Raw genomic sequence first — 22,302 nt, 5'->3', positions numbered from 1 at the left:
CGATCAGTTGCCTTTGCCCAATCTCCAGATTGAACTCGCCATATTGCCGCACTGATCGCCCGTTTTGAAGCATGGGTCAATGAAAAGGTTTACCTTATGCCATCAAATATCGTGACACTTTGCTACCTTTGCAGAGCGTCACGATATGGATAGGTCGCTAAGATCTTCGACGTTTGACCAGCCAGACCAGATATACGCCAATCAGAACACCGGCCAAGCCATACCAGGTAAGAAGATATTGCAAATGATTGTTGGTAAAGCTCACGACAGTCTCGCCACCTTGTGGTAACCCAGCTTCGCCCTGTCCCTTGGTCAAATCAATCCAATAGGGTGCGGTGCGTTCAGGATCAAGCTTCAGAAATTGTGCCATTTCCTCTACTTGCCGCACGATCCAGACATTATTATCCTTATCCGCAGGAGGTGACAGCCAACTTTTAGGTTCATCAAAACGCACCAATCCTGTGATAATCTGTTCGCCCTGCTCCAAAGTCGTGGGTCGCGAGGCTGGATCTTTCATTCCTTCCGGCACGAAACCACGATTAACGATTACATCCCAGCCTTCGCTTGTCGTGAATCTGGTCAGGATCAGATATCCTGGACCATAAAGCGGCCCACCTTTGGGATCATTCAATGCAAACCAGACATGCACTTCCCGCTCATGATCATATTGACCGCTCAATTGCACCGGGCGATAAAGATGGCTTTCCCGATCGACATTCGACCATTCCTTCGGACCTGGCGCGTTTTCAGGTTTCATTGCCAATCGCTCGGTCACTGTTGCAATCAGGTTTTCTTTCCAAGAAAGTCGTTTGAGCTGCCAGGTCCCAAGACTGATCAGGATCGAGAGCGCAATCAGAACTGCCAGGCTCATGGGCCATATGCGTGCAGGCTTTGGTTCATCGGTCATAGTGTGGCTCATTCGGAAAGGTCTGGAGATCATTGATCCTTGTCGGGTTTGTCATGGCGCAACTCACCCGGCTTGGCATGGGTTTTATATTGCTGTGCAATCAATCCTCCCTTCAACCAATACAGAAAAAGAAGGGAGAGGAGAATAGTCAAAGGTCCCCATAGAACAACATGCAACCAGACCGGGGGCTCGAACGCAAACTCGGTATAGAGCACACCGGCCGTTGCCAAAAACCCCACTATCATGATCACAAAGACCGCAGGTCCATCTCCGCTATCGGCAAAGGAATAATCCAGATCGCAATGATTGCACCGATTGGCAATCTTCAAGAAGCCGCTATAAAGCTTCCCATGCCCACACCGAGGGCATTTGCCGAGAAAGGCCGATCTGGTCAGACTGCCACTCTGTTGCTTCCGAGTTGTCATCTTTTCGATTCCTTCAGCGCAATTCTTTTCGAATGACCAGTTTAAGGCCGGACCAAATATCATCAACGGCACAGACCTTCACATCAACCAGTCCCATGGGAAAACACGTCTCTCTCACCGCATCTTCGCTCATATCCGTTGGCACTTTGGAGGCTTTCTTGGGCCAGGATATCCAAATCATTCCTGCAGGTTTGATTGCCTCTTTTGCCAACAACAAAAAATCACTTAACACGGCTTGTTCTTTGACAAAAATATGAACAAAATCCATATCCTTACTCATACCTTCCAGCCAATCGACAGCAGGGGCTCGCTCTCCCAGAAGCGTCAGATAGTCATCAGGCGCAAACAGATGGCAAGCTTTGATGCCTTCTTTCAGGCCGAGTTTCTTGTGCAAGGGATTAGGAGAATATCCTGCCATACCGATTCATTTCTTGATGCCGTTGAGAAGACACATGATAAAAAAGGGTGACCATTGGCCACCCTTCTTTTGTTCATCCAAATGACTGAGTAACAAGCTCGCTTTCAAGTCTTGCCATTACACAGAATTCGTTAGTGAGCGGCCACAACACCACCTGCATTGCCCCACAGATAGACTGCAGCAAACAGGAAGAGCCACACCACATCCACAAAGTGCCAGTACCAAGCAGCGGATTCGAAACCGAAATGCTGTTTTGGAGTGAAGTGACCTTTGTTGGCACGGATCAAACACACAATCAGAAAAATGGTGCCGACAAAAACGTGGAAGCCATGGAAGCCGGTCGCCATGAAGAAGGTTGCGCCATAGATGCTATCCTTGAAGGCAAAAGGCGCTACGACATATTCGTAAACCTGAACGCAGGTAAAGATCGCGCCGAGCAGCACTGTAAGGATCAAGCCCCATTTCAACCCTTCACGATCCCCTTCGATCAGAGCATGGTGCGCCCAAGTCACAGTAGTGCCAGATGTCAGCAACAGCAAGGTATTGAAAAGCGGCAGATGCCAGGCGTCAATCACTTCGATACCTTTTGGTGGCCACATGCCACCGGTATATTCAACACGAGCAAATTGTTGCGCCTCGTCGAAGAACAGGCTGGCATCGAAAAAGGCCCAGAACCAGGCAACGAAGAACATCACCTCTGACGCGATGAACATGATCATGCCATAGCGCAAATGCAGTTGCACCACAGGCGTATGATGGCCCTCATGAGCTTCCTTGATCACATCGCTCCACCAAGCCAGCATGGTATAAAGAACACCGGCCAGACCGATCAACATCACCCAAATCGGGCCGTCATGGAAATAGGTGATCGCACCAACTGCCATAATGAAAGCAGACACTGAACCGATGAACGGCCAGGGACTGGGATCTATGATGTGATAATCGTGGTTTTTGGTACTAGCCTCTGCCATATCAGCTTTCTCCTCCCAGCACATGCTTGGGTTTGCGTTCTCATCTCCCGCCCTATTCCCTGGAACAGAGAGGCGACGACAATCTTGATCTTATCTGTTGCGGATCAGCGTCCGCATTATGACTCAGTCCCGATTCCTGCCTTGCTTTGTTTCTTTTCTGTCAAAGCAGCTTCCTCTCTCTCCTGAGGGAAGAAGGTATAGGACAATGTGATGGTATCGATGGTTTCCAAATTCGGATCTTTGTCGATATCGGGGTCAACAAAGAATACCACCGGCATTTTGACGGACTCCCCTGCTTTCACCTCTTGATAGGTGAAGCAAAAACAATCCAATTTATTGAAATAGATGCCTGCTGCCTGCGGGGTAACGTTGAAGGTCGCGGTGCCTGCGGATGGTGCCTTGCCTATATTGACCACCTGATAGTTAGCCTCTGCAGTTTCACCCACTTTCAGCGTGATCGGTTTGGTAATCGGCTTGAAATCCCATGCAAGCCCGTAACCAATGTTGGCATCGAACCGGATTGTGATTTCGCGATCAATAACGTCTACCGGGGAAGAACTTGCCTGTTGAGTGGTTCCACCATAACCGGTTACACGACAAAAAAGCTCATAGAGAGGCACCGCCGCATAAGCCACACCCACCATGCAGGAGACAAAGACTGCCAGACCTATCGCCATATTGCGATTTGCCTTGCTCTTTGCAGTCTGCAATTTTTCTGTCTGCTCTGTCATTTGGTCTCTATCCGTAACTCAGAACCGATTACGTGTCGTAACATGATCACAATGGGCGATTGAGGATACCCGGGCCCATCTTCACCAATGTGATGGCATAGAAAATAGCAACCAACACACCAAGTGACACAGCTATCGCAATAGAACGTTTGCGTTGACGCTTTTTTTGCTCGTCACTCAACTGCACCATTTCAGTTACTTTGGTCATGTTCATTCCTTTCGGAGCCAATATCTGCGCCAGATCTATCCAAAGACAGACGGCAGCATTTCAAGGCCCATCAAATGCTCCGCCAACAAAGTGGCATAGAGTGCAAAGAGGTAAAGTATGGAAAAGCCGAACATCTGGCCAGCAGCCTTACGAGCTGGTGCACCTTCGCGAAGGTGATAGACACGATAAGCTGCAATCAGAAAGACAAGGCCCAAAACAGAAGACAAGGCTGCGTAGCTCATACCTGCAAAACCAAGAAGTGCCGGGGTCACTCCCAAGGGCACGACAACCAGGCTGTAAAGCAGAATCTGACTGCGAGTGACATCCTCACCCGCGACAACGGGTAACATGGGAACACCAGCATTCTTGTAGTCGTCGCTCTTAAGCAGTGCCAGCGCCCAGAAATGAGGTGGCGTCCACATGAAGATGATGAGAAACAGCACAATGCTCTCGATGGTTACAGTTCCAGTCACCGCCGCCCAGCCAATCATTGGAGGAAAGGCACCTGCAGCTCCACCAATCACAATATTCTGTGGTGTGGAACGCTTGAGCCACATGGTATAAACCACGGCATAAAAGAAGATGGTGAAAGCGAGAAGGCCAGCAGCAAGCCAGTTGACCAGGACCCCCAGCACCAGAACCGATGCGATCGACAGAATCAAACCAAAGGCAAGCGCCTGATCCGGTGTGATTTTGCCTGCCGGTATGGGGCGAGTGGCCGTGCGTTTCATAATACGGTCGATATCGGCGTCATACCACATATTCAGAGCACCGGAAGCACCGCCACCAATCGCAATACAAAGAATGGCGATGATGCCCTCGAGCGGATGGATCGTGCCTGGTTGCATGGTCATTGCAACAACAAGCCCCACAAAAGCGGTAAAGACCACCAAAGACATTACTCTTGGCTTCAGCAGAGCGATATAATCCCTTACATCGGCACTGCCGAACTCGGCATCGCTCAAGGATCGCGCCTGACTGGTCTGTTCCACTACGCTCATTTGGTCCTCTCTCCCCTTTCAGGAACTCAGTTTCAGTGCCTTGCCTTGTGAAGATCTCGATGAAATCTGAGAAGCTCATTTTCGGGATATTCCGGTTGAAATCATCTCTTCCCGGTCATGGAATCTGGCAAATATGCCGAAATATCCTGAAAATAGGCCCATGCTTTTAACTTTGAAGCTTTGAGAGAAGCGCCTTGGACAGGCGCTTCTCAATTCGTTTCTATGCCGCCTATTTGATGCGTGGCAGTTCTTCCCACTGGTGGAATGGTGGAGGGGAAGACAGTTGCCATTCCAGCGTATTTGCACCCTCACCCCAAGGATTGGCTTCTGCCTGGCGCTTCTTCAAGAAGGCCTCGGCGACGCTCCACAGGAAGATCAGCACACCAAAGGCAGTGATGTAGTACCCCCAGGAAGAGACAGCATTCCAACCAGCAAATGCATCAGGATAGTCAACATAGCGACGTGGCATACCCTGAAGCCCCAGGAAGTGCTGAGGCATGAAGACCAGGTTCACGCCGATGAACATCACCCAGAAATGCAGGTTGCCCAGTTTCTCGCTATACATCACACCGAACATTTTCGGGAACCAGTAGTACCAGCCAGCAAAGATGGCAAAGACAGCACCCAGAGACAGCACATAGTGGAAGTGAGCAACCACATAATAGGTGTCATGCAAAGCACGGTCGAGACCAGCATTGGCCAGCTGCACCCCGGTTACACCACCCACGGTAAACAGGAAAATGAAACCGATGGCCCAGAGCATAGGCGTGCGGAAGGAAAGCGAGCCGCCCCACATGGTGGCAATCCAGGAGAAGATCTTCACGCCTGTTGGTACAGCAATCACCATCGTCGCAAACAGGAAGTATGCTTGGGTGTCTACGTCCAGACCTACGGTATACATGTGGTGCGCCCACACGATGAAGCCAACGACACCAATTGCCACCATGGCATAAGCCATGCCCAGATAGCCAAAGACCGGCTTGCGGGAGAAAGTGGAAATGATGTGGGAGACGATACCAAAACCCGGCAAGATCAGGATGTATACCTCAGGATGGCCGAAGAACCAGAAGAGGTGCTGATAGAGGATCGGATCACCGCCACCTGCCGGCGCAAAGAATGAAGTACCAAAGTTACGATCTGTCAGCAACATGGTGATGGCGCCAGCAAAAACTGGCAAAGACAGCAACAGCAAGAATGCGGTTACCAGCACGGACCAGGCAAACAGAGGCATCTTGTGCAGGGTCATGCCCGGTGCACGCATGTTAAAGATGGTGGTGATGAAGTTGATCGCACCCAGAATGGACGCTGCACCAGAAACGTGCAGAGACAGAATAGCAAAATCCATAGCTGGGCCAGGATGCCCTTCAGGTCCAGAACCAGACAGCGGCGGATAGGCGGTCCAGCCACCACCGAAGCCATTGGAGCCTGATGGACCTTCCACGAACAGTGAAATGATCAACAGCAGGAAGCTTGGTGGCAACAACCAGAATGAAATATTGTTCATCCGTGGGAAGGCCATATCCGGCGCACCAATCATGATCGGAACAAACCAGTTGCCAAAACCACCGATCAATGCAGGCATCACCATGAAGAAGATCATGATAAGGCCATGGCCAGTGGTGAACACGTTGAACATGTGCGGATTGGAGAAGAATTGCATTCCAGGTTCGTGCAATTCCAGACGAATACCACCGGACAGTATACCACCGATAATCCCTGCGATAATCGCAAAGATCAGGTACATCGTGCCGATGTCTTTATGGTTGGTCGAATAAACCCAGCGCTTCCAGCCAGTTGGCATATGGTGCGCATCATGGGCAGCAGAAGATGACATAAATTAGCTCCCTTTGCTGGCGCGCCTATTGCGCTGCGAGTTGAAGGTTGGATTTGGTAGCAGATGTGGTGGATGCAATCAGAGCCTTGTTGGCTTCTTCGACATCCTCAGCAGCGGCTGCAAGCCAGGCGTCATATTTTTCCTGAGAGACAACACGCACCGCCAACGGCATGAAGGCATGGTCCTTGCCGCAAAGCTCGGAGCATTGACCATAATACATGCCTTCGCGATCTGCAGTGAACCAGCTCTCGTTCAGGCGACCTGGTACAGCATCCATCTTCACACCAAAAGCAGGGAGTGCATAAGCGTGAATCACATCGGCAGAGGTGATTTGCAAACGAACAACCTTGCCTACAGGCACAACCATTTCGTTATCAACGGCAAGAAGACGGGGCTCATTGGTGCCTTTTTCCTTGATTTCTTCCTCACTCAACATGATGGAATCGAAGGAGACATCAGGATTATCAGGATATTCATAACCCCAATACCACTGATATCCTGTTACCTTGACAGTCACATCTGCGCTTGGAATTTCCATTTGCTTGTAAAGCAAACGAAAGCTTGGCACGGCAAGAACAAGAAGGATAAGAATTGGCACAACGGTCCAGACCACTTCAATCATGGTATTGTGCGATGTTTTGGATGGCTCCGGATTTGCCTTGGCATTGAATTTGATCATGACAATGGCCAGCAAAATAGCCACAAAAACCACAATCACACCAATGATCCAGAAAGTGAAATTTCCAAACCAATGGATATCATCCATCACGGTACTGGCACTTTCCTGCAAGCCGATGCCCCAGTCATGAGGCTGTGCAGCATTTGCTGCAACTGACATCAAACCTGCAAGGGCAAAGCTCAATAGCGAGGTCACCAACATTGTCGGCCCTCGCTTGATAACTTCTAATAGACGTTTGCCGATAGACACGTCCTCGCTCCTCCTGCTTTCTTCGCCCCTCATGCGAAGACCACTGCACATGCGTCCTGCCAACTTACAATCCACTTGGGAAAGCTGAGGCATCGACCAGCAAACTGGCCGAAAGCAAATGCAGACCTATTCAGATCTCGTCATTCACTCATCCGGTTCGAGCAACATGTGCTCAACAACTGGACACGGAGATGAATTCTGATAGCGCCATTGCCACACCCATTGAAAAGTCCTTTTGTGGTCCATGCCCAATGGGTCTGACTGGGCGAGATCAATTTGACATAGATCAATCTATTCTTATTCAGCCATATGCGACAGCCTGTCGCAACTCTTTCCTGCTATACTTTTGTGCGACAATTTGCCACCATTTACAGAGAATTCCCCAGTTTTTCGTATTTTTCATATTAGGGATAATTCGTATTTATTGATTAATGTCATAATTTTCCCCAATCTTTTATTGCCACATTTGTTAACTAAGTTGCCCCGATTATGCTTTTCGGCGACAAGTTGCTCGCGAATCAGGCAAATAGGTTTTGGTGTATTTTCAAGAAAGATCATGGTGACTGGCCAGATGCAGACCTCCTCCGACCAAGCAGGCAGAGCCCCTGTCAAAATCAAAATGTTCTCTTCGTTTGAACGTTTGACACGGACAGAATTCGCCATGATGAAAAAAGGGGCGATCACTGCCCTTTTGACCCTATCATTCGTGCTGAGTTCATCCCTTTCCGGTAGCTTTGTCGGCAGCAATACCGCTCATGCACAGGGGGCCGTTCGCTCTGTACATGGGGAATGGGAGATCCGTTGCGATACTCCTCCCGGTGCTCGCTCCGAACAATGTGCCCTCATGCAATATGTAACTGCTGCGGATCGTGATAACGTCGGATTGACTGTCATTGTCCTGAAGACTGCAGACAAGACAGCCCGTATTTTGCGCGTTCTCTCGCCTTTGGGGGTTCTACTGCCTCACGGCCTGGGCCTGCGCGTGGACGATACCGACGTTGGTCGTGCCGGTTTCATTCGCTGCTTGCCACAGGGTTGCATCGCGGAAATCGTAATGGATGACAAATTGATCAAACTACTAAGCGATGGCAAGTTTGCAACCTTCATTGTTTTTCAAACCCCGGAAGAAGGCATTGGCATTCCTATTCCGCTGGACGGTTTCAAAGCTGGTTTTGGTCAATTAAAGTAAATTTACCAACCAATCAAACCACCAGATATTAAAAGCCCTCTCAGTCATGGACTGAGAGGGCTTTTTTGAATGTCTTATGTGGCACTTGAAGCCTTTTTCGTAATTTATGAACAGCAACAAGAGGTTAGCTTCTTGTTCTGAAACGAGCTCTTATCCGAAAACCGCATACGCTTTTCGGGAATATACTCTAGTGGCAACTACAGCTTTTTTGTCCATGGCTACAATTGCCCTGTTGGCTTTGGGCAGCAATTGAACGCTTCAATGCTTCCAACTCGGATGTGCTCCAATGTTTTGCCACCCCTGCCGGGCCATCTGGCATGTGACCCATCAGAGCCATGACCTTCTGTGCCTCTTCCTTGCTTGGGAAAGAGCCAAAGGCAGGCAAACTGTCGCCATTTTCCAATACTGGCACCAGCATCAAAACAGCTTCATCCTGAGCCCAGGAAGGGCGTTTCACATCGAAAAATGCGATTTCAGTAAAGGGAGTAACCAGCATTTTTTTTGACCTGAATGACAGACCACGACTGGTTTGTCTTAGAACTTGTCCTGTCAAATCCACTTTGGCCTCTCGTGCTTCACCGAGAATGGCCGAAAGACAGAAGGAAAGCCCAGCCAAACCGGCGGCAATTCCAATCAGGCCAAACGGAATGAGAATCCAAGAAAAATGGTTCCAACCCGGAGCAAGCAGTAAATAATAAGGAAGCGACAACAAGACCAAACCGAAAATACCCACCATGACGCGTACCGGCAGAGGATAATGATTGCGGAAGGCAAGCGGATCATCTTTTACTTTGGTGCCATTTCCACAGCAGGCCATATCTCTACCTCTCACGGCTATTCCTCGCTCCACTCGGGCCTACGAGGTGCGCAGCATTCCTGTCGATACGCTTATCATCTCACTACGGCTCGAAGGCGCATCTTGCAAGCTGCGGTCGCCTATCAGCTCCCGAACACGAAACAATTTCGTGTTCGAAGGTCTTTTCCAATCGAGAGAAGGGCATCCCTCTCGCGTTTATTCCTCGCATTCCTGACAAAAGATCTGGTCTTTCGCCACGACTATCAAGCATATGTTGTCATTTGTCGGTCACAAAGCAATAGCTTACTTAAATTCTCTTTTCACAAAGAAGAGAGCCCATAGCTAGCAAACAAGATGTTAATTGGGATCGCCAGGTGCATTTTGCAAGCTTTGAGTAATTTGCTGTTTGCAAAGCAATATATCGGCCTCATCTTCAAACAATCCTACCACCATCATGACACGGCCCTGATCGTCTTTCAAATGCATGGCCATCCCATCTGACGCCGCAAATTCAGGATTTGCAGCTTCCATGGAACTGATTTTGGAAAATGGAATAGAGAAAGGGCGCGACCGACCAAAGAGAGAGGCAGTGTAGTGCCGGATTTCCCGTTTATCCAAATCAATCTCGCTTTCCTTTGACCATCCCATCATTGCCTGACTTAGACCGGTATAGGCCAAGCCCAACGCAACAAAGGCCACAAACAGGGAAAGAACAAGCAGAATGGTGCTATCACCTTCCCATTTGGGGCCGAGAAGCAAACCAAGAGCAATCAACAATGTCACAATTCCGACTGCCGCCTTACGCATTCGAACGGCAGAAGCCAATTGATTGCGGAGCACGCGAACACTTTCAGACTTGGTCTTACTCATTGTTTCCTCAGGCTAGATGAGAGTTTTATAGATCACCCAGCCACTATAGAGCGTGACCATCGCCAAGCCACAAAAAACTGCAAATGATCCCAAATCCTTGGCTTGGCGAGCAAATTCTGCAAAATCCATGGTCAAATGATCCACCAGCACCTCAACTGCTGTATTGAGTGCTTCCAATGCCAGAATGATAAGAAAGAAGAAAGTTAGCAGCGCAAAATCCGTAAATTCGGCGCCAACCAACCAATAAATGAGGAGTAACAGACAAAAGAAAATGACTTCCACTTGCGCGGCTGTTTCCTGCATCAAGCGCTTGAACCCGGCAAGCGAATACGCGGTTGCCCGAAATGTATGGCGTATATACTCCATCGCGTTCCTGCCTCTTTGCATTTTCACCACAAAATACTCGTTTGATCAGATATTCATGACGGGGACATTACGCAATGATCGTATCTTCAACTTGATCGGACCGCCTGCCCTGCCAGTCCTGCTCCCAATCCTACGAATGTGATCCCGGATATCCGTGCCATCCATTTGCGCGCTCGACCGGAAGTGAGTCTTTTGCGCATTCCCATGGCCAATAACGCATAGAAAGTATGGATTGAGCCAACAATCACGATGATTGTCGAGAACATGATCATGAATTGTGGAGCGATAGCTGCCTCGAGATTCAAAAAAGAAGGAAAAGCAGCTGACAAGAACAGAATGGCTTTGGGATTGCTGAGCGAGATGGAAATAGCCTGCAGCATGATATTGCGTGCCGGCAGATCTATCTGCTTCTGTTCATCCGTTATCTCGATATCTGCATATCGAGATAATGAACTTTTCAGCATCTTGTATCCCATCCAGATCAAATAGGCGGCACCGACCAGCTTCATGACCATGAAGACAATGGGAGAGGTTTTCAAAACGGCTCCCACCCCGACAGCCGCCAATAGAGCAATGGAGAAAAGAGCGATCAAATTACCCAGTATCGTCAGCAGACCACCAGTGAGCCCATATCGCAAGCTGTTGGTGACAACAATCAGGACATTTGGTCCCGGCGACAGGGTTGCCAGAGCAATCAACGCCGCAAACGGCATCCAAAGTTCCAAATTCATTGCTTCTCCCTCGCAATTTTACTATCCGCTACGACCAAAGAGCCTCTCGATATCGCTGAGTTTCAGCTCAACATAGGTCGGACGACCGTGATTACATTGCCCCGAATGAGGTGTTGCTTCCATCTCGCGAAGCAAGGCATCCATTTCCTCAGCCCGCATGCGCCGACCAGAGCGAACAGATCCATGGCAAGCCATGGTTGCGGCCACATGGTGGATTTTCTCCTCCACTCGCGTTGCCTTGTCCCATTCGGCCAGATCATCTGCGATGTCCCGCACCAATCGATCCAGATTGGGCTTTCCGAGGATAGCCGGTGTTTCTCGCACGGCAACGGCCCCGGGGCCAAAGGCATCCAGACTGAGGCCTAGATCCTGTAATTCTTCCTTTGCCTCATCCAGCCGGGCGACATCATCCTCATCCATTTCCACCACATGAGGAATGAGCAAGCCCTGCTTCGCAATACCTTTTTCTGCAATGGCAGACTTGAGGCGTTCATAAACCAGACGTTCGTGGGCAGCGTGCTGATCAACAATCACCAAGCCATCTTCGGTCTGAGCAATGATGTAGTTTTCATGGATTTGCGCGCGTGCCGCCCCGAGTGGGCGACTAAGCTTTGCCTCATCCAGTGGGATCTCTCCGGCCCTTGCATCCGCACTGGGAACTGAGACATCCATCATGCGACCTTGTTGCTCAATGGTTGGTATGGCAACATCGGCATCAAACGCACCCTTAGACGTCTCTGACGAGACCGCATAGGGCTGGGCACTTTCTTCAAGGTCAGTCACGACATCAGAGGTTTGCACTTGTGGCGCATAGACAGATTGCCTCCAATTCCAATCCTGATGACGAGCCGGTTGCACAGGTGGTGATGCATAGCCAGTCATCGATGCCCCGCTGATCTCCGATGAAGAAGGCATTCCGGTTGCGACCTGGGTGCTTCGCATGCCATCGGGGCGCAACGCCGCCAAGGTTGCATCCCCGCCCGTTGTGGTGGCGCGGTGACCTGCTTCCATCAGAGCACGACGAATTGCGCCCACCACAAGACCACGCACATGTTGCGGGTCCCGGAAACGCACATCGGCTTTGGTAGGATGAACATTGACATCCACCTCATGAGGGTCGAGATCAATGAAGAGAACGACACAGGGATAGCGATTGCCTGCGAGAAAATCGACATAAGCTCCGCGAATGGCACCGAGGATGGTCTTGTCCTTGACGGGACGACCATTGACGAAAACAAATTGCTGTAAGCTGTTGGCACGGTTCAAAGTCGGCAGGCCAGCAAACCCCGTCAGGCGAACTGTATCACGGATGGCATCTATCTCTACTGCATTGTCGCGAAAGGCCTTGCCCATAACCTGCCCCATACGCACCAGATGGGCGTCATTTCCTTTGCAGGCGGCATAATCGAGGCGGGAACGATCTGCACCTGTGAGCGTGAAACGAATTTCCGGATGGGCCAGCGCAATGCGTTTTATGATTTCAGAGATTGCGGTATTTTCTGCCCGATCGGTCTTGAGAAATTTCAAACGCGCTGGCGTCGAGAAGAACAGATCTTCCACCTCGATACGCGTGCCTTTGGTAAGAGCAGCCGGTCGGATTTCGCTTTGCGTTCCACCTTGCACTTCGATTTCCCAGGCATGGGGCTCGCTATGATGGCGGGTGGTGATACTCAGTTTGGCAATAGACCCGATGGAGGGCAGTGCTTCCCCCCTGAAACCAAGATGGCGAATATCCATCAAATCATCAGGATCAAGCTTGGACGTGCAATGACGCTGAATTGCGAGAGCCAAATCGCTTTGCGTCATGCCTATGCCATCATCACTGATCCTGATCAGGTTCTTGCCACCACCGGCGGTCACGATCTCAATCCGGCTCGCACCGGCATCAATGGAATTTTCAACCAACTCTTTCACAACCGATGCCGGGCGCTCAACGACTTCTCCGGCTGCGATCTTGTTGATCGTGGCATCGTCAAGCTGGCGAATGATGGTGGATTGCTCTGTCATTTCGTCTTCGTCTGCTCATTGGGATCCCTAATTATCGCCTTTCACTCCTTCGATTCATCATCGTATTTGGAGCAAAAGAATCGACCAATCCCTTCCATCGCGAAGGCGCAGAGTGCCACAAGGCTGGCTGGGCAGGCAACCGCCGAGGCCCATTTTCAAAGATTCAGAAGAGCAACCATAAGCAAGCATGACAGAAATAGTATCAAGCGACTGGAAACGTCCAAACTCAGCAAGAAGAGGCGATGATTTTTCATTGCTATCCTGTCCCAAATTCAGGCCATATTCTCGTTGACCGATTGTTTCATCAAGGTCGGAGATTCTGCTCGACATAGCGCGGCATCTTCTCCGACCTTGTGAGTGATAAGGATGTGTCGTCTAGAATTTATAGGACAAACCCATCATCAACTGCTGTGATCCGGCGGTGTTTTTAACCGCTGTACCAGCAAAGTTACGCGTCTTGTTATCCAACCCCCTGATGCTGTAATCGGCCCGGAGGTGAATTTTATCGGTCAGAGCATATTCCAGACCAGCACCCAGTGTCAGACTTGCAACATTGGTTTTCTTTCTCTGGCCTTTGGCGGTCAATTGATAGTCCGATGCTGCAACACCGAGGCTCAAATACGGCATGAAGCGATCAATGGGCAAACCTACACGGCCTTTGATGCCTGCACTCCAAGATGTTTTGGTAGATACATTGCCAAGAGAGCCCACCGTCCCCGTTTTCTTGTTCGCGTTCAGATTTACATCTGTTTCCAAACCCAGAACAAATCTGGAGAACTGCCAGTTATAGCCCGCATATACGCCGCCTGCAGCACTTCCATCTTTCAAGGTTCTCTTAGCACCACCTGACTTGACCTCACTGGCGAGCAATCCCGCGCCAATCTGGGCACCTACATAGGCGCCTTCCCAACTGAATTGAGGCTTGGGTCCTGACGGATCATACAGACCTGGCATAGAGGGCAGGTCAGCTGCAGAGACGGTATTTGTCATGGCTACGAGAAGCAAAGCCATTGATGGTAGCAGGCTTTTTTTCAGCAATCGTTTCTGCTGGTTCATCACTCTCTCCTTACGGGGACGTACGATTGGGAGGTATATCGCCCCGTTTAATTACACTCATGCACTCGATAATGAATATACCTAAAAAATATATTTATTATCGTTTTACAATAATTTTTAAAATGTATATATTGATTTGTAAGTCAAGAAATATTTTTAAATTTTCTCGGACACCTGACTTGTTAAGCAGCGAATGTCTGGGGCAAACATGAGTTATCAAGCGGGAATCGCTTTATTTTCTGGATGGAGAGAGCCTTCATGTCTTTTTTGAGGAAAAACACGACAGCCAGTCCGAATGTAATGAATACCAGCATGGAGAAAACCAAACGATTGGCCCGGATTTCCCGCTTGAGCGCTGTTATGAAATGGGCTTTGACCCTTTTCATGGCATTCTTTGCCATCATTGGGGTTGTCTATCTCGCCGGACTGCTGGGTCTGGATTTTGCCGATATACTCGAAGAGACAGTTGACTATATAGAGCCGGAACGTCGCTATGGAGATCTCGGGTTTGGTCAGAGAGCGATACTGGCGCTCATCGGCGATGCATTATTGGGTGCCTTTTTGATTACGCTTTGGTATGTTCGCAAATTATTCAGTGCATTTCAGAGACATCTCTTTTTTGCTGCAGAGACATTATCCGATATGGTCAGAGCGGGAATCTGGTTTCTGATTTTCGGCATTTTTGTGATTCTGGAAGTGCCACTTACGACCGTCGTAGGCACTTATGATTTGCCAGAAGGACAAAGGCAGGTGTCCATTGAATTCAGTGGAGGCGAACTTTTGTTCATGTTCTTTGGTGTGCTATTCATTGTGTTTGGTTGGGTGATGCGAGAAGCTGCCGTGATCGATGAAGAAAACAAGCAGTTCATTTAAGGGGGCTAACTCGTGGCCATAGTCATTGAACTGGATGTAATGCTCGCTCGGCGGAAGATGAAATCCAAGGCTTTATCTGAATTGATTGGCATTTCCGAACAGAATGTTTCCTTGCTCAAATCCGGCAAAGTCAAAGGCGTACGCTTCGAGACGCTTAACAAGATCTGCGAAGTTCTGGAATGCCAGCCGGGCGATATTCTGGTCTATCAACCGGATGAGGATGAAAATTGAGCGTCCCTTCAACCATCTCAAAATGCATCAATGCTGCGGTTCAGCAAGATCTTTGGGCCAGATCGTAAAATCATCGCGCAAGACAAAAAGCTGGTTGTAGGGCATGGCAACATCGAGCTTTTTAAGCCACCTTCGGCTTTCAAGACTATCCGGTATACTCACCCGTAAATAAATGGCCACATCATAAATCCGGGTGAACTTTACCAGCAGGTTGCAATGTGATCGCTTAGCCCGCTCGCGCGTCCTGGTGCTTGCTTGCTCCACAGAATGATCCGTGATCTCACCAAGAACATCATCACCCATTTGCAATCGCGCTGGCAATTTTTCGATCACTCTATGAGCTAGTCTCTCGCGCAGTTGTTCCTGAACATGTGTCGTTGCACGGATCAGAGCGCCTGATAACAGCAGCAAAGTCAAAATGACACCAACTATTTCAATGGTATAGCCGCTCTTAAGCCACAGAATGGCGGTCATCAAGGCAGATTCTGCTGCCGGGATGCTCAAGCGCAGTTCGAGATATGTGCCGATTGCAAAGAGAGCAATCATGCTGACCGTCGCGATGAGGAATGCCTGCACAAATAGAAACATAATGGTTTGCTTGGCCGTCAATTCATCAAGACCAAGAAGATCTTGTTGCCGGTGCCCATAGCGGATCACAGTTCTTTCTTCCAAATCAGACAAGCGATCAAAGAACCATTTGTTCTGATCATAGATGGAGTTCGTCATGACAAGTGGATCATGGCTGGATACACCGGCACGCAAAAATAGAGAGTTGTTATCCAGATCCTGACCCAGAAAGAGATAAGAAACCTCACTCCCCCATTTGACGACATAATGGACTTTCAAAAAATCCAGAGTGAGTATTGTCGAAAAAATGATCATCACAATAGCAACAACCAGCGCCAACCAGGTCAGATATGATGTCTGTAACCAGATGGCGAGAACCGAAAGCCCGTCGACCCCAATTGTCAAAATGCAGAGGATGTGAAAACAGATCACCAATAAACATGGCAGGATGACCAGCGCATAATTGGCTCGCCACCAGTAATTTGGACCCATCGATACAGACTTGGGTCCATGCTCCCGATCGCCAGCTTTTTTCTTAAAAAAAAATCTGGAACTAAGTGGCACCACAACTGAAAGCACCAGCAGCCCGTAGCCCAAAGTTTGCACCAATGCAGGAATTATACCTGCCATTTCGGGAAACATCTCCTGCCCAACGGGTGTGTCAAGTCCCCATCGGCCAAAAGCAATGCATGCAAATCCTGACAAGAAGAGCAAAAGAAAAGTCATAACAAAGCCAAACTGACGCTCAAAAATCGAGAGCTATTGGTAAGAGATGTTTATTAGGAGACGCCAGCACGGCTCCAAAGGTTCAAATACTTGAAGGAAAAAATACCATTATGCGCTTTTCTCAGCTCCGCTTATATCTTTTCATCATCATTGGGCTAGCTGCTCCGCTCGCTTTCGCTGAAGAGATCAAAGAGCCAGATTCCGACGATCACTCACTGAGCATAGGCGGAACACTCATCATTCCTGATGCGTTTGCAGGCGACTATCTTTTGATTGGAAAACATCCGGATAACGGTACGCCCTACAACGGAAGTGCTCGTCTCAAAACGATGGAAAACAACATTGTCATGAAACTGCGGATCGGTGACGAGACAACATCCGCCGTTGGACAATTTGAAATCCCTCATCCACCCGGCGAAGGCGCGGTCCTGCGATTTGTCGAGGCAAACAACAAATGGAGTTCCACCTGTTTGTGGCAGCCGGATCTGGATAATTACTTCCGTTTAAGCTGCTACAAGTTGGAAGCGGGAGTAAGCCATTCAGAGCCCGGTCTTGAGAGCTTCTTTCCAATTGGTGCCTGGCCAGAAACTGTTGCCAGCAAATATTCTGTCCCCGGGAAATAGAGGCACGTGTTTAGGCTCAGGACTCATTAATTCTGCACATTCTGTTCGCTCTGAAGTATTCAGATAGAAGAATCAATGACAAAATCAGAGTGGTTCTCTTTTTGCAGTCATTGGTTCGATAGATGGATACTTCAGGGCAAACCCGAAGGGCGAGGCACTTTTTCCCATTGGTTGCGTTGTAAAATCGTGAAAATGCACCACATTGTCGCGACTTCACGCCTTGCCAATGGACAAAATCATCCTCGCAGAATGTGCCTAATTAATGGGTCCTGAGCCTAGCTCTTCAGGAAAGGCAGGAGCAGATCCAGTGTCTCGCTTGGGGCTTCTTCAGCTACGAAATGTCCCGCAGAAACGGTTTGGCAGTCGATATTCTCGCACCATTGCTCCCATAATCTTTGCTGAGCCTTGGAGTCCGATGTCTTGCTGGCAGGGCCGGAAATCACCAAAGTCGGAGCTTTGATCTTTCGTCCTTCTTCCCGATCCCTGGCATCCAGCTCCTGATCAATTGCCCAGCCTGCACGATAGTCCTGACAGGCACCGTGAACCTGCTCTTCCGTGGCAAAGGTTGCCCGATAGTGATCCATGGCCTTTGGATCGAAAGCACTGAGATCTCGACTTTTCGCCCATGATGCAATGGTGTGATCAAGATAATAGGCCGGATCGGCCATGATAAGCTTTTCCGGTAATGGATAGGGCTGTGCCAGAAATTGCCAATGATAGGCATTCATAGCCTTGGGCGCATTCATGCCCTGCCACATATCCAACGTGGGAGTGATGTCGAGGCAGACAAGTTTCTCTACTTTGTCAGAATGATCCAGCGCCATGCGATAAGCAACACGCGCACCTCTGTCATGCCCAGCAACCAGAAAGCGTTCATGCTCCAACTCTTCCATCAATTGTACGAGACTGCTCGCCATAGCACGCTTGGAATGATTGAGGAAATTCTCATCATCTTCCGGATGCGAGCTTCTGCCATAACCGGGAAGATCCGGTAGAATAAGCGTGAAATGTTCTGCCAATATTGGAGCAATCTTATGCCAGCACACATGGTTTTGCGGATAGCCATGGATCAATAGCAGCACCGGACCAGAACCGCCCACACGAAGGAACAATTCCTGACTTCCCACCTGAATAGTTCGGGTTTCAAATCCGGGAAACATATCCTTCAGGGCAGCATAGTCAGAATGATTGCTCATGGTGATACTCTTAAATCTTGAGATAATTTGAATGTGGGCAATAAGCGGTGGGGCTGTTTTAAACTAGACTGGCCGAGCTTTTGATGTGTTGCAAGCGGTCAAAAGCACAAGTTTCATGATAGCGCGCAAAACCAGATCAGAATAGCCTTTCCTATCGCACACAATTTTGCATACTGCGCCTATGATTGACGCCCTCCTCCATACAGTCCTCGACTGGCCTTTATTGCTTCTCATTCTCTTGACTTTCCTGTTGGCAGGCATCGTCAAGGGCGTAATCGGCATGGGCCTGCCGACTGTCGCGGTCGGGCTTGTGGTTCTGTTCCACGATCTGCACACAGCCCTGGTGCTATTTCTTGCACCTACCTTTGTCACCAATATCTGGCAGGCCCTTCGTGGTGGCTACGGGCGTTGGCTGCTTCGTCGATTATGGCTTTTCTATTTGCTGGTTTTCTCCATGGTCTTTGTGGGCGCACAAGCCTTGGTGCAATTCAATATGGGACTTCTGACAGTCATTCTGGGTGGAAGTCTCGCCTTTTATGCTTTGCTAAGCCTACGCGGACTGCATCTTTCCATCTCAAAGCCTCATGAATGGTGGGTTGGCCCCGTGCTTGGCACAGCCAACGGCATCAGCATCGGCATGACAGGCGCATTGGCAGTGCCGGGCATCATGTTCTTGCAATCCATCGGACTGAAGCGCGATCAATTGGTGCAAGCGCTGGGTATTCTTTTCGCAACCAGTACGTTGGCACTGAGCCTTGCCTTGGGCAATCTGGAGTTTCTGGATGAGCAATTGGGTCTTTATTCCCTGCTTGCCATCGTGCCAGCCTTGATCGGCATGGAACTGGGAGCCAAAATCCGCAAAGGGTTGGGTGAAGCCAACTTCAGACGGATCTTCTTCCTGGCCAATCTGGGGCTCGGCATGCTCATTTTGGTTCGGGGATTGGTCAGCCTGATTTAGCCCCATATCCTAGTCGCGTTTTTCCTTGAAAAAATCCTGCAAAATGGCTGCGCATTCGCTTTCGCGAAAGCCGGAGTAAACCTCTGGTGCATGATGGCAGATGGGTTGATGATAGAGACATGGGCCATTCTCTACGGCACCACCTTTCACATCCCCTGCTCCAAAATACAGGCGGCGAATACGGGCAAAGGAAATCGCTGCTGCACACATGGGGCATGGTTCCAATGTCACATAAAGATCGCAATCCGGAAGGCGTTGGCTTCCTAGCTTTTGGCAGGCTTCACGGATCACCAGAATCTCGGCATGAGCAGACGGATCATGTAGCTCGATGGTGCGATTGCCAGCACGGGCAATGATCTCCCCCTTATGAACCAGCACTGCTCCAATAGGCACTTCGCCCCGCTGTTTGGCGAGTTCGGCCTCATGAAGAGCTTCAGCCATGAAGTCCTTACTCTTACCGGAGCTTTTGCCGTTGGGCTCTGCGCTTTTCGCATGGCTCATATGCAATTTGCCTTCATTTGCGGATTTTTCTCGCCTTTTGATAGCGTATTTGATAAAGGCTGTCGCCATGGAACGTAAATCTGCTCACAAGGGACGCCGTTCTGCCGACGCGAGGTCGCCAGAGGGTTCCGAAAACGCGCGCCGCGATGGCGCCCGTAAATTCACGTCAGGTAACCGCGATGCTGCGGGCAAGTCTGGCAAAGATGGTTTTAAAAAGGGCGGCTTCAAGGCTAAGTCCTTCAAGGGCGACGGCTACAAATCCGGCCCGAAACGGGATCGCAGGGATGATGACCGGCCCCGTCGCGCCAGAAGCGATGGTGATGGCTGGAGCCCCAATAGCGATGCCCGCAAGCCAAACCGCGAGGAGCGCGAGATTACGCGCGGTGAACGCGGACAACGCAGCGAATTCAACAAAAAACGAAATTTTGGCGATCGAGATCGCTCTGATGAACGTGGTCGTGGTCCACGCCGTGAATTCCGCGACGGCGAAGGTCGAGGTCCGCGTCGTGACAATCGCGACAACGATGGTCGCGGCCCACGCCGTGATGACCGCTCGTTTGGAGACAGAAAGCCACGTCGGGATTTTCACGATGATGAAAGCCGCGGTGGCCCACGCCGTGACAATCGTGATAACGACAGCCGTGGCTCGCATCGTGATGATCGTGGATATGGCGAAGGACGTGGTCCGCGCCGCGATGATCGTGGATACGGCGATAAAAAGCCGTTCAATAAACGCCGCGACAATCCAGGCCCGAACCGCATTGAAGCTACAGGGCACGACGCCAACAAGCCGAAGGGCCCAAGCTACACCCCGCCCACCCGTGCGTTGGAAGAAGGTGAGCGTATCGCCAAGATCATGGCTCGTGCCGGTCTTTGCTCACGCCGTGATGCTGAAGACTGGATTAAGGCTGGCCGCGTAAGCGTCAATGGCTCAGTTCTGGAAACTCCAGCGATCAATATCAAGGCTCATGATAAAGTTCTGGTAGATGGCCAGCCCTTGCCTGTGCGTGAGCGGACCCGCCTGTGGCTCTATCACAAGCCACGTGGCTTGGTGACCACAACGTCCGATCCTGAAGGTCGCTCAACCGTTTTTGAAAAGCTGCCTGAGGGCCTACCTCGTGTCATCACCGTTGGTCGTCTGGATATCAATACCGAAGGTTTGTTGCTACTGACCAATGATGGTGGCTTGGCACGCGTATTGGAGCTGCCAAGCACTGGCTGGCTGCGTCGCTATCGTGTACGCGCCTATGGCAAGGTGACACAAGCACAGCTGGATACTTTGGCTGATGGTATTGCACTGGATGGTGTTCTCTATGGTGCCATTGACGCCCAGCTGGAACGGGAACAGGGCGACAATGTCTGGATCACCGTAGCACTACGCGAAGGTAAGAACCGTGAAGTAAAGAAGGTTCTTGGCCATTTGGGTTTAGATGTAAACCGCCTGATCCGTGTTTCCTATGGTCCTTTCCAACTTCTGGATCTGGATGAAGGTGTTGTCAATGAAGTCCGTGGCCGTGTGCTGCGCGATCAGCTCGGCGAACGTCTGGTCACAGAATCTGGAGCCGACTTCGATGCGCCAATCCTGACAGAGATGCCAAAGGAAGAACCCAAAGCCAAGGAAAAGAGAGAGCGCAAAGGTTCTGGCGGTGGTGCCAAAGGTGGATATTTGTCCGCCAAGGAAGGGGCGCGTGCTGTTTCTGGTGGCAAGGATCGCAAGGATGATCGCAGCCGCGATTTCAATGATCGTGCTGGAGATCGCGGCGGAGATCGTGACCGGGGCGACTTCAAGGATCGTGGATCCCGTGATCGCGACTTTGATGCACGTGACAGCAAATATGCAGAGCGCAAGCCGTTTGATCCAACAGCCCCGCGCCGCACCAGCTTCACCTTCCGTGAAGACGGAGCGGACGGCAAGAAAGTCTCCGGCAAGAGCTCTCGTCGTGTGGGTGGTAAGCCTCAAAAGACTGATTTGCTGGATCCAAATGCCCGCATTGAAAAGCGTGGTGGTAAAAAACCTCACAAGGCCGGTCCAACCCGTGGCAAACCGGGTGGTCGAGATGGCGGACGGTTTGAGGGACGTTCTGAAGGCCGTTCCGATAACCGTTCTGGCAATCGCTTTGGTGACCGTCCTCGCGGTCGTCCGGGACGTCGCAACGACTAAGCCTGGTAAGTTGGCTCTTTGCTAAGTG

Annotated in this window: 24 protein-coding genes; 6 read left to right on the top strand and 18 right to left on the bottom strand. The window is 50.2% G+C overall.

Annotated elements, in window-relative coordinates; all coding sequences use genetic code 11:
- Window positions 1-157 precede the first annotated feature (157 nt).
- The 9 genes from CRO57_RS00655 to coxB all read right to left on the bottom strand — a co-directional run bounded on the left by CRO57_RS00655 (window position 158) and on the right by coxB (window position 7,375).
- A complete protein-coding gene (locus tag CRO57_RS00655; protein WP_170955888.1) occupies window positions 158-907 on the bottom strand; it encodes an SURF1 family protein in 750 nt (249 codons plus the stop codon).
- 29 nt (window positions 908-936) lie between these two features.
- On the bottom strand, window positions 937-1,332 hold the full coding sequence (locus tag CRO57_RS00650; protein ID WP_097151485.1) for a DUF983 domain-containing protein: 396 nt from the start codon (window positions 1,330-1,332) through the stop codon (window positions 937-939).
- A gap of 13 nt (window positions 1,333-1,345) precedes the next feature.
- Window positions 1,346-1,750 carry a DUF3052 family protein gene (locus tag CRO57_RS00645; RefSeq protein WP_097151484.1) on the bottom strand — a complete coding sequence of 135 codons (405 nt, stop codon included), beginning with the start codon at window positions 1,748-1,750 and terminating at the stop codon, window positions 1,346-1,348.
- A 131-nt stretch (window positions 1,751-1,881) separates the two neighbouring features.
- Window positions 1,882-2,721 carry a cytochrome c oxidase subunit 3 gene (locus CRO57_RS00640; RefSeq protein WP_097153117.1) on the bottom strand — a complete coding sequence of 280 codons (840 nt, stop codon included), beginning with the start codon at window positions 2,719-2,721 and terminating at the stop codon, window positions 1,882-1,884.
- A 116-nt stretch (window positions 2,722-2,837) separates the two neighbouring features.
- Window positions 2,838-3,452, bottom strand: coding sequence for a cytochrome c oxidase assembly protein (locus CRO57_RS00635; protein WP_097151483.1), 615 nt, complete (start codon window positions 3,450-3,452; stop codon window positions 2,838-2,840).
- Between the two features lie 46 nt (window positions 3,453-3,498).
- A complete protein-coding gene (locus CRO57_RS24450; protein WP_170955887.1) occupies window positions 3,499-3,660 on the bottom strand; it encodes a hypothetical protein in 162 nt (53 codons plus the stop codon).
- Between the two features lie 35 nt (window positions 3,661-3,695).
- On the bottom strand, window positions 3,696-4,661 hold the full coding sequence (locus CRO57_RS00630; protein WP_097151482.1) for a heme o synthase: 966 nt from the start codon (window positions 4,659-4,661) through the stop codon (window positions 3,696-3,698).
- 229 nt (window positions 4,662-4,890) lie between these two features.
- Complete coding sequence (gene ctaD / locus CRO57_RS00625) at window positions 4,891-6,495, bottom strand: cytochrome c oxidase subunit I (protein ID WP_097151481.1); 1,605 nt, start codon at window positions 6,493-6,495, stop codon at window positions 4,891-4,893.
- Between the two features lie 25 nt (window positions 6,496-6,520).
- Window positions 6,521-7,375, bottom strand: coding sequence for a cytochrome c oxidase subunit II (gene coxB / locus CRO57_RS00620; protein WP_097151480.1), 855 nt, complete (start codon window positions 7,373-7,375; stop codon window positions 6,521-6,523).
- A 709-nt stretch (window positions 7,376-8,084) separates the two neighbouring features.
- Between coxB and CRO57_RS00615 the strand changes: the two genes are divergently transcribed.
- Window positions 8,085-8,612 (top strand): invasion associated locus B family protein, encoded by a 528-nt coding sequence (locus CRO57_RS00615; RefSeq protein ID WP_210200719.1) that lies wholly within the window; start codon window positions 8,085-8,087, stop codon window positions 8,610-8,612.
- 187 nt (window positions 8,613-8,799) lie between these two features.
- Here the strand turns inward: CRO57_RS00615 and CRO57_RS00610 are convergent, their stop codons facing one another.
- The 6 genes from CRO57_RS00610 to CRO57_RS00580 all read right to left on the bottom strand — a co-directional run bounded on the left by CRO57_RS00610 (window position 8,800) and on the right by CRO57_RS00580 (window position 14,438).
- On the bottom strand, window positions 8,800-9,429 hold the full coding sequence (locus tag CRO57_RS00610; RefSeq protein WP_097151479.1) for a hypothetical protein: 630 nt from the start codon (window positions 9,427-9,429) through the stop codon (window positions 8,800-8,802).
- 336 nt (window positions 9,430-9,765) lie between these two features.
- Window positions 9,766-10,278, bottom strand: a complete 513-nt coding sequence (locus CRO57_RS00605) for a hypothetical protein (RefSeq protein ID WP_097151478.1) — start codon at window positions 10,276-10,278, stop codon at window positions 9,766-9,768.
- Between the two features lie 12 nt (window positions 10,279-10,290).
- The gene (locus tag CRO57_RS00600) at window positions 10,291-10,644 is read right to left on the bottom strand and encodes a diacylglycerol kinase (protein WP_170955886.1); all 354 of its coding nucleotides are present in this window, start codon (window positions 10,642-10,644) and stop codon (window positions 10,291-10,293) included.
- 86 nt (window positions 10,645-10,730) lie between these two features.
- Window positions 10,731-11,375, bottom strand: a complete 645-nt coding sequence (locus CRO57_RS00595) for a LysE family translocator (RefSeq protein ID WP_097151476.1) — start codon at window positions 11,373-11,375, stop codon at window positions 10,731-10,733.
- 21 nt (window positions 11,376-11,396) lie between these two features.
- Window positions 11,397-13,382, bottom strand: coding sequence for a DNA mismatch repair endonuclease MutL (gene mutL, locus CRO57_RS00590; protein WP_097151475.1), 1,986 nt, complete (start codon window positions 13,380-13,382; stop codon window positions 11,397-11,399).
- Between the two features lie 375 nt (window positions 13,383-13,757).
- Window positions 13,758-14,438 (bottom strand): outer membrane protein, encoded by a 681-nt coding sequence (locus tag CRO57_RS00580; RefSeq protein WP_097151473.1) that lies wholly within the window; start codon window positions 14,436-14,438, stop codon window positions 13,758-13,760.
- Between the two features lie 258 nt (window positions 14,439-14,696).
- On the opposite strand from CRO57_RS00580, the gene CRO57_RS00575 reads away from it, so the two are divergent.
- Complete coding sequence (locus tag CRO57_RS00575; RefSeq protein ID WP_141401143.1) at window positions 14,697-15,311, top strand: hypothetical protein; 615 nt, start codon at window positions 14,697-14,699, stop codon at window positions 15,309-15,311.
- A gap of 12 nt (window positions 15,312-15,323) precedes the next feature.
- On the top strand, window positions 15,324-15,542 hold the full coding sequence (locus CRO57_RS00570; protein ID WP_097151471.1) for a helix-turn-helix domain-containing protein: 219 nt from the start codon (window positions 15,324-15,326) through the stop codon (window positions 15,540-15,542).
- Between the two features lie 27 nt (window positions 15,543-15,569).
- On the opposite strand, the gene CRO57_RS00565 is transcribed toward CRO57_RS00570, so the two are convergent.
- Entirely contained in the window at window positions 15,570-16,739 is a 1,170-nt protein-coding gene (locus CRO57_RS00565; RefSeq protein ID WP_141401142.1) for a hypothetical protein, read from the bottom strand.
- A gap of 206 nt (window positions 16,740-16,945) precedes the next feature.
- Between CRO57_RS00565 and CRO57_RS00560 the strand changes: the two genes are divergently transcribed.
- A complete protein-coding gene (locus tag CRO57_RS00560; RefSeq protein WP_097151469.1) occupies window positions 16,946-17,458 on the top strand; it encodes a hypothetical protein in 513 nt (170 codons plus the stop codon).
- A 275-nt stretch (window positions 17,459-17,733) separates the two neighbouring features.
- Here the strand turns inward: CRO57_RS00560 and CRO57_RS00555 are convergent, their stop codons facing one another.
- Window positions 17,734-18,654, bottom strand: coding sequence for an alpha/beta fold hydrolase (locus CRO57_RS00555; protein ID WP_244579982.1), 921 nt, complete (start codon window positions 18,652-18,654; stop codon window positions 17,734-17,736).
- Between the two features lie 181 nt (window positions 18,655-18,835).
- On the opposite strand from CRO57_RS00555, the gene CRO57_RS00550 reads away from it, so the two are divergent.
- A complete protein-coding gene (locus tag CRO57_RS00550) occupies window positions 18,836-19,612 on the top strand; it encodes a sulfite exporter TauE/SafE family protein (RefSeq protein WP_097151468.1) in 777 nt (258 codons plus the stop codon).
- Between the two features lie 9 nt (window positions 19,613-19,621).
- Here CRO57_RS00550 and CRO57_RS00545 read toward each other — a convergent pair whose 3' ends face one another.
- Window positions 19,622-20,113, bottom strand: a complete 492-nt coding sequence (locus CRO57_RS00545) for a nucleoside deaminase (RefSeq protein ID WP_210200718.1) — start codon at window positions 20,111-20,113, stop codon at window positions 19,622-19,624.
- A 67-nt stretch (window positions 20,114-20,180) separates the two neighbouring features.
- On the opposite strand from CRO57_RS00545, the gene CRO57_RS00540 reads away from it, so the two are divergent.
- The gene (locus CRO57_RS00540) at window positions 20,181-22,274 is read left to right on the top strand and encodes a pseudouridine synthase (protein WP_097151467.1); all 2,094 of its coding nucleotides are present in this window, start codon (window positions 20,181-20,183) and stop codon (window positions 22,272-22,274) included.
- Window positions 22,275-22,302: the final 28 nt, after the last annotated feature.

The sequence above is a fragment of the Cohaesibacter gelatinilyticus genome, from assembly GCF_900215605.1.
Taxonomy (GTDB): Bacteria; Pseudomonadota; Alphaproteobacteria; order Rhizobiales; family Cohaesibacteraceae; genus Cohaesibacter; species Cohaesibacter gelatinilyticus.
The sequence above is the reverse complement of the archived record's forward strand: the minus strand, read 5'-3'. Positions and strand labels throughout refer to the sequence as shown.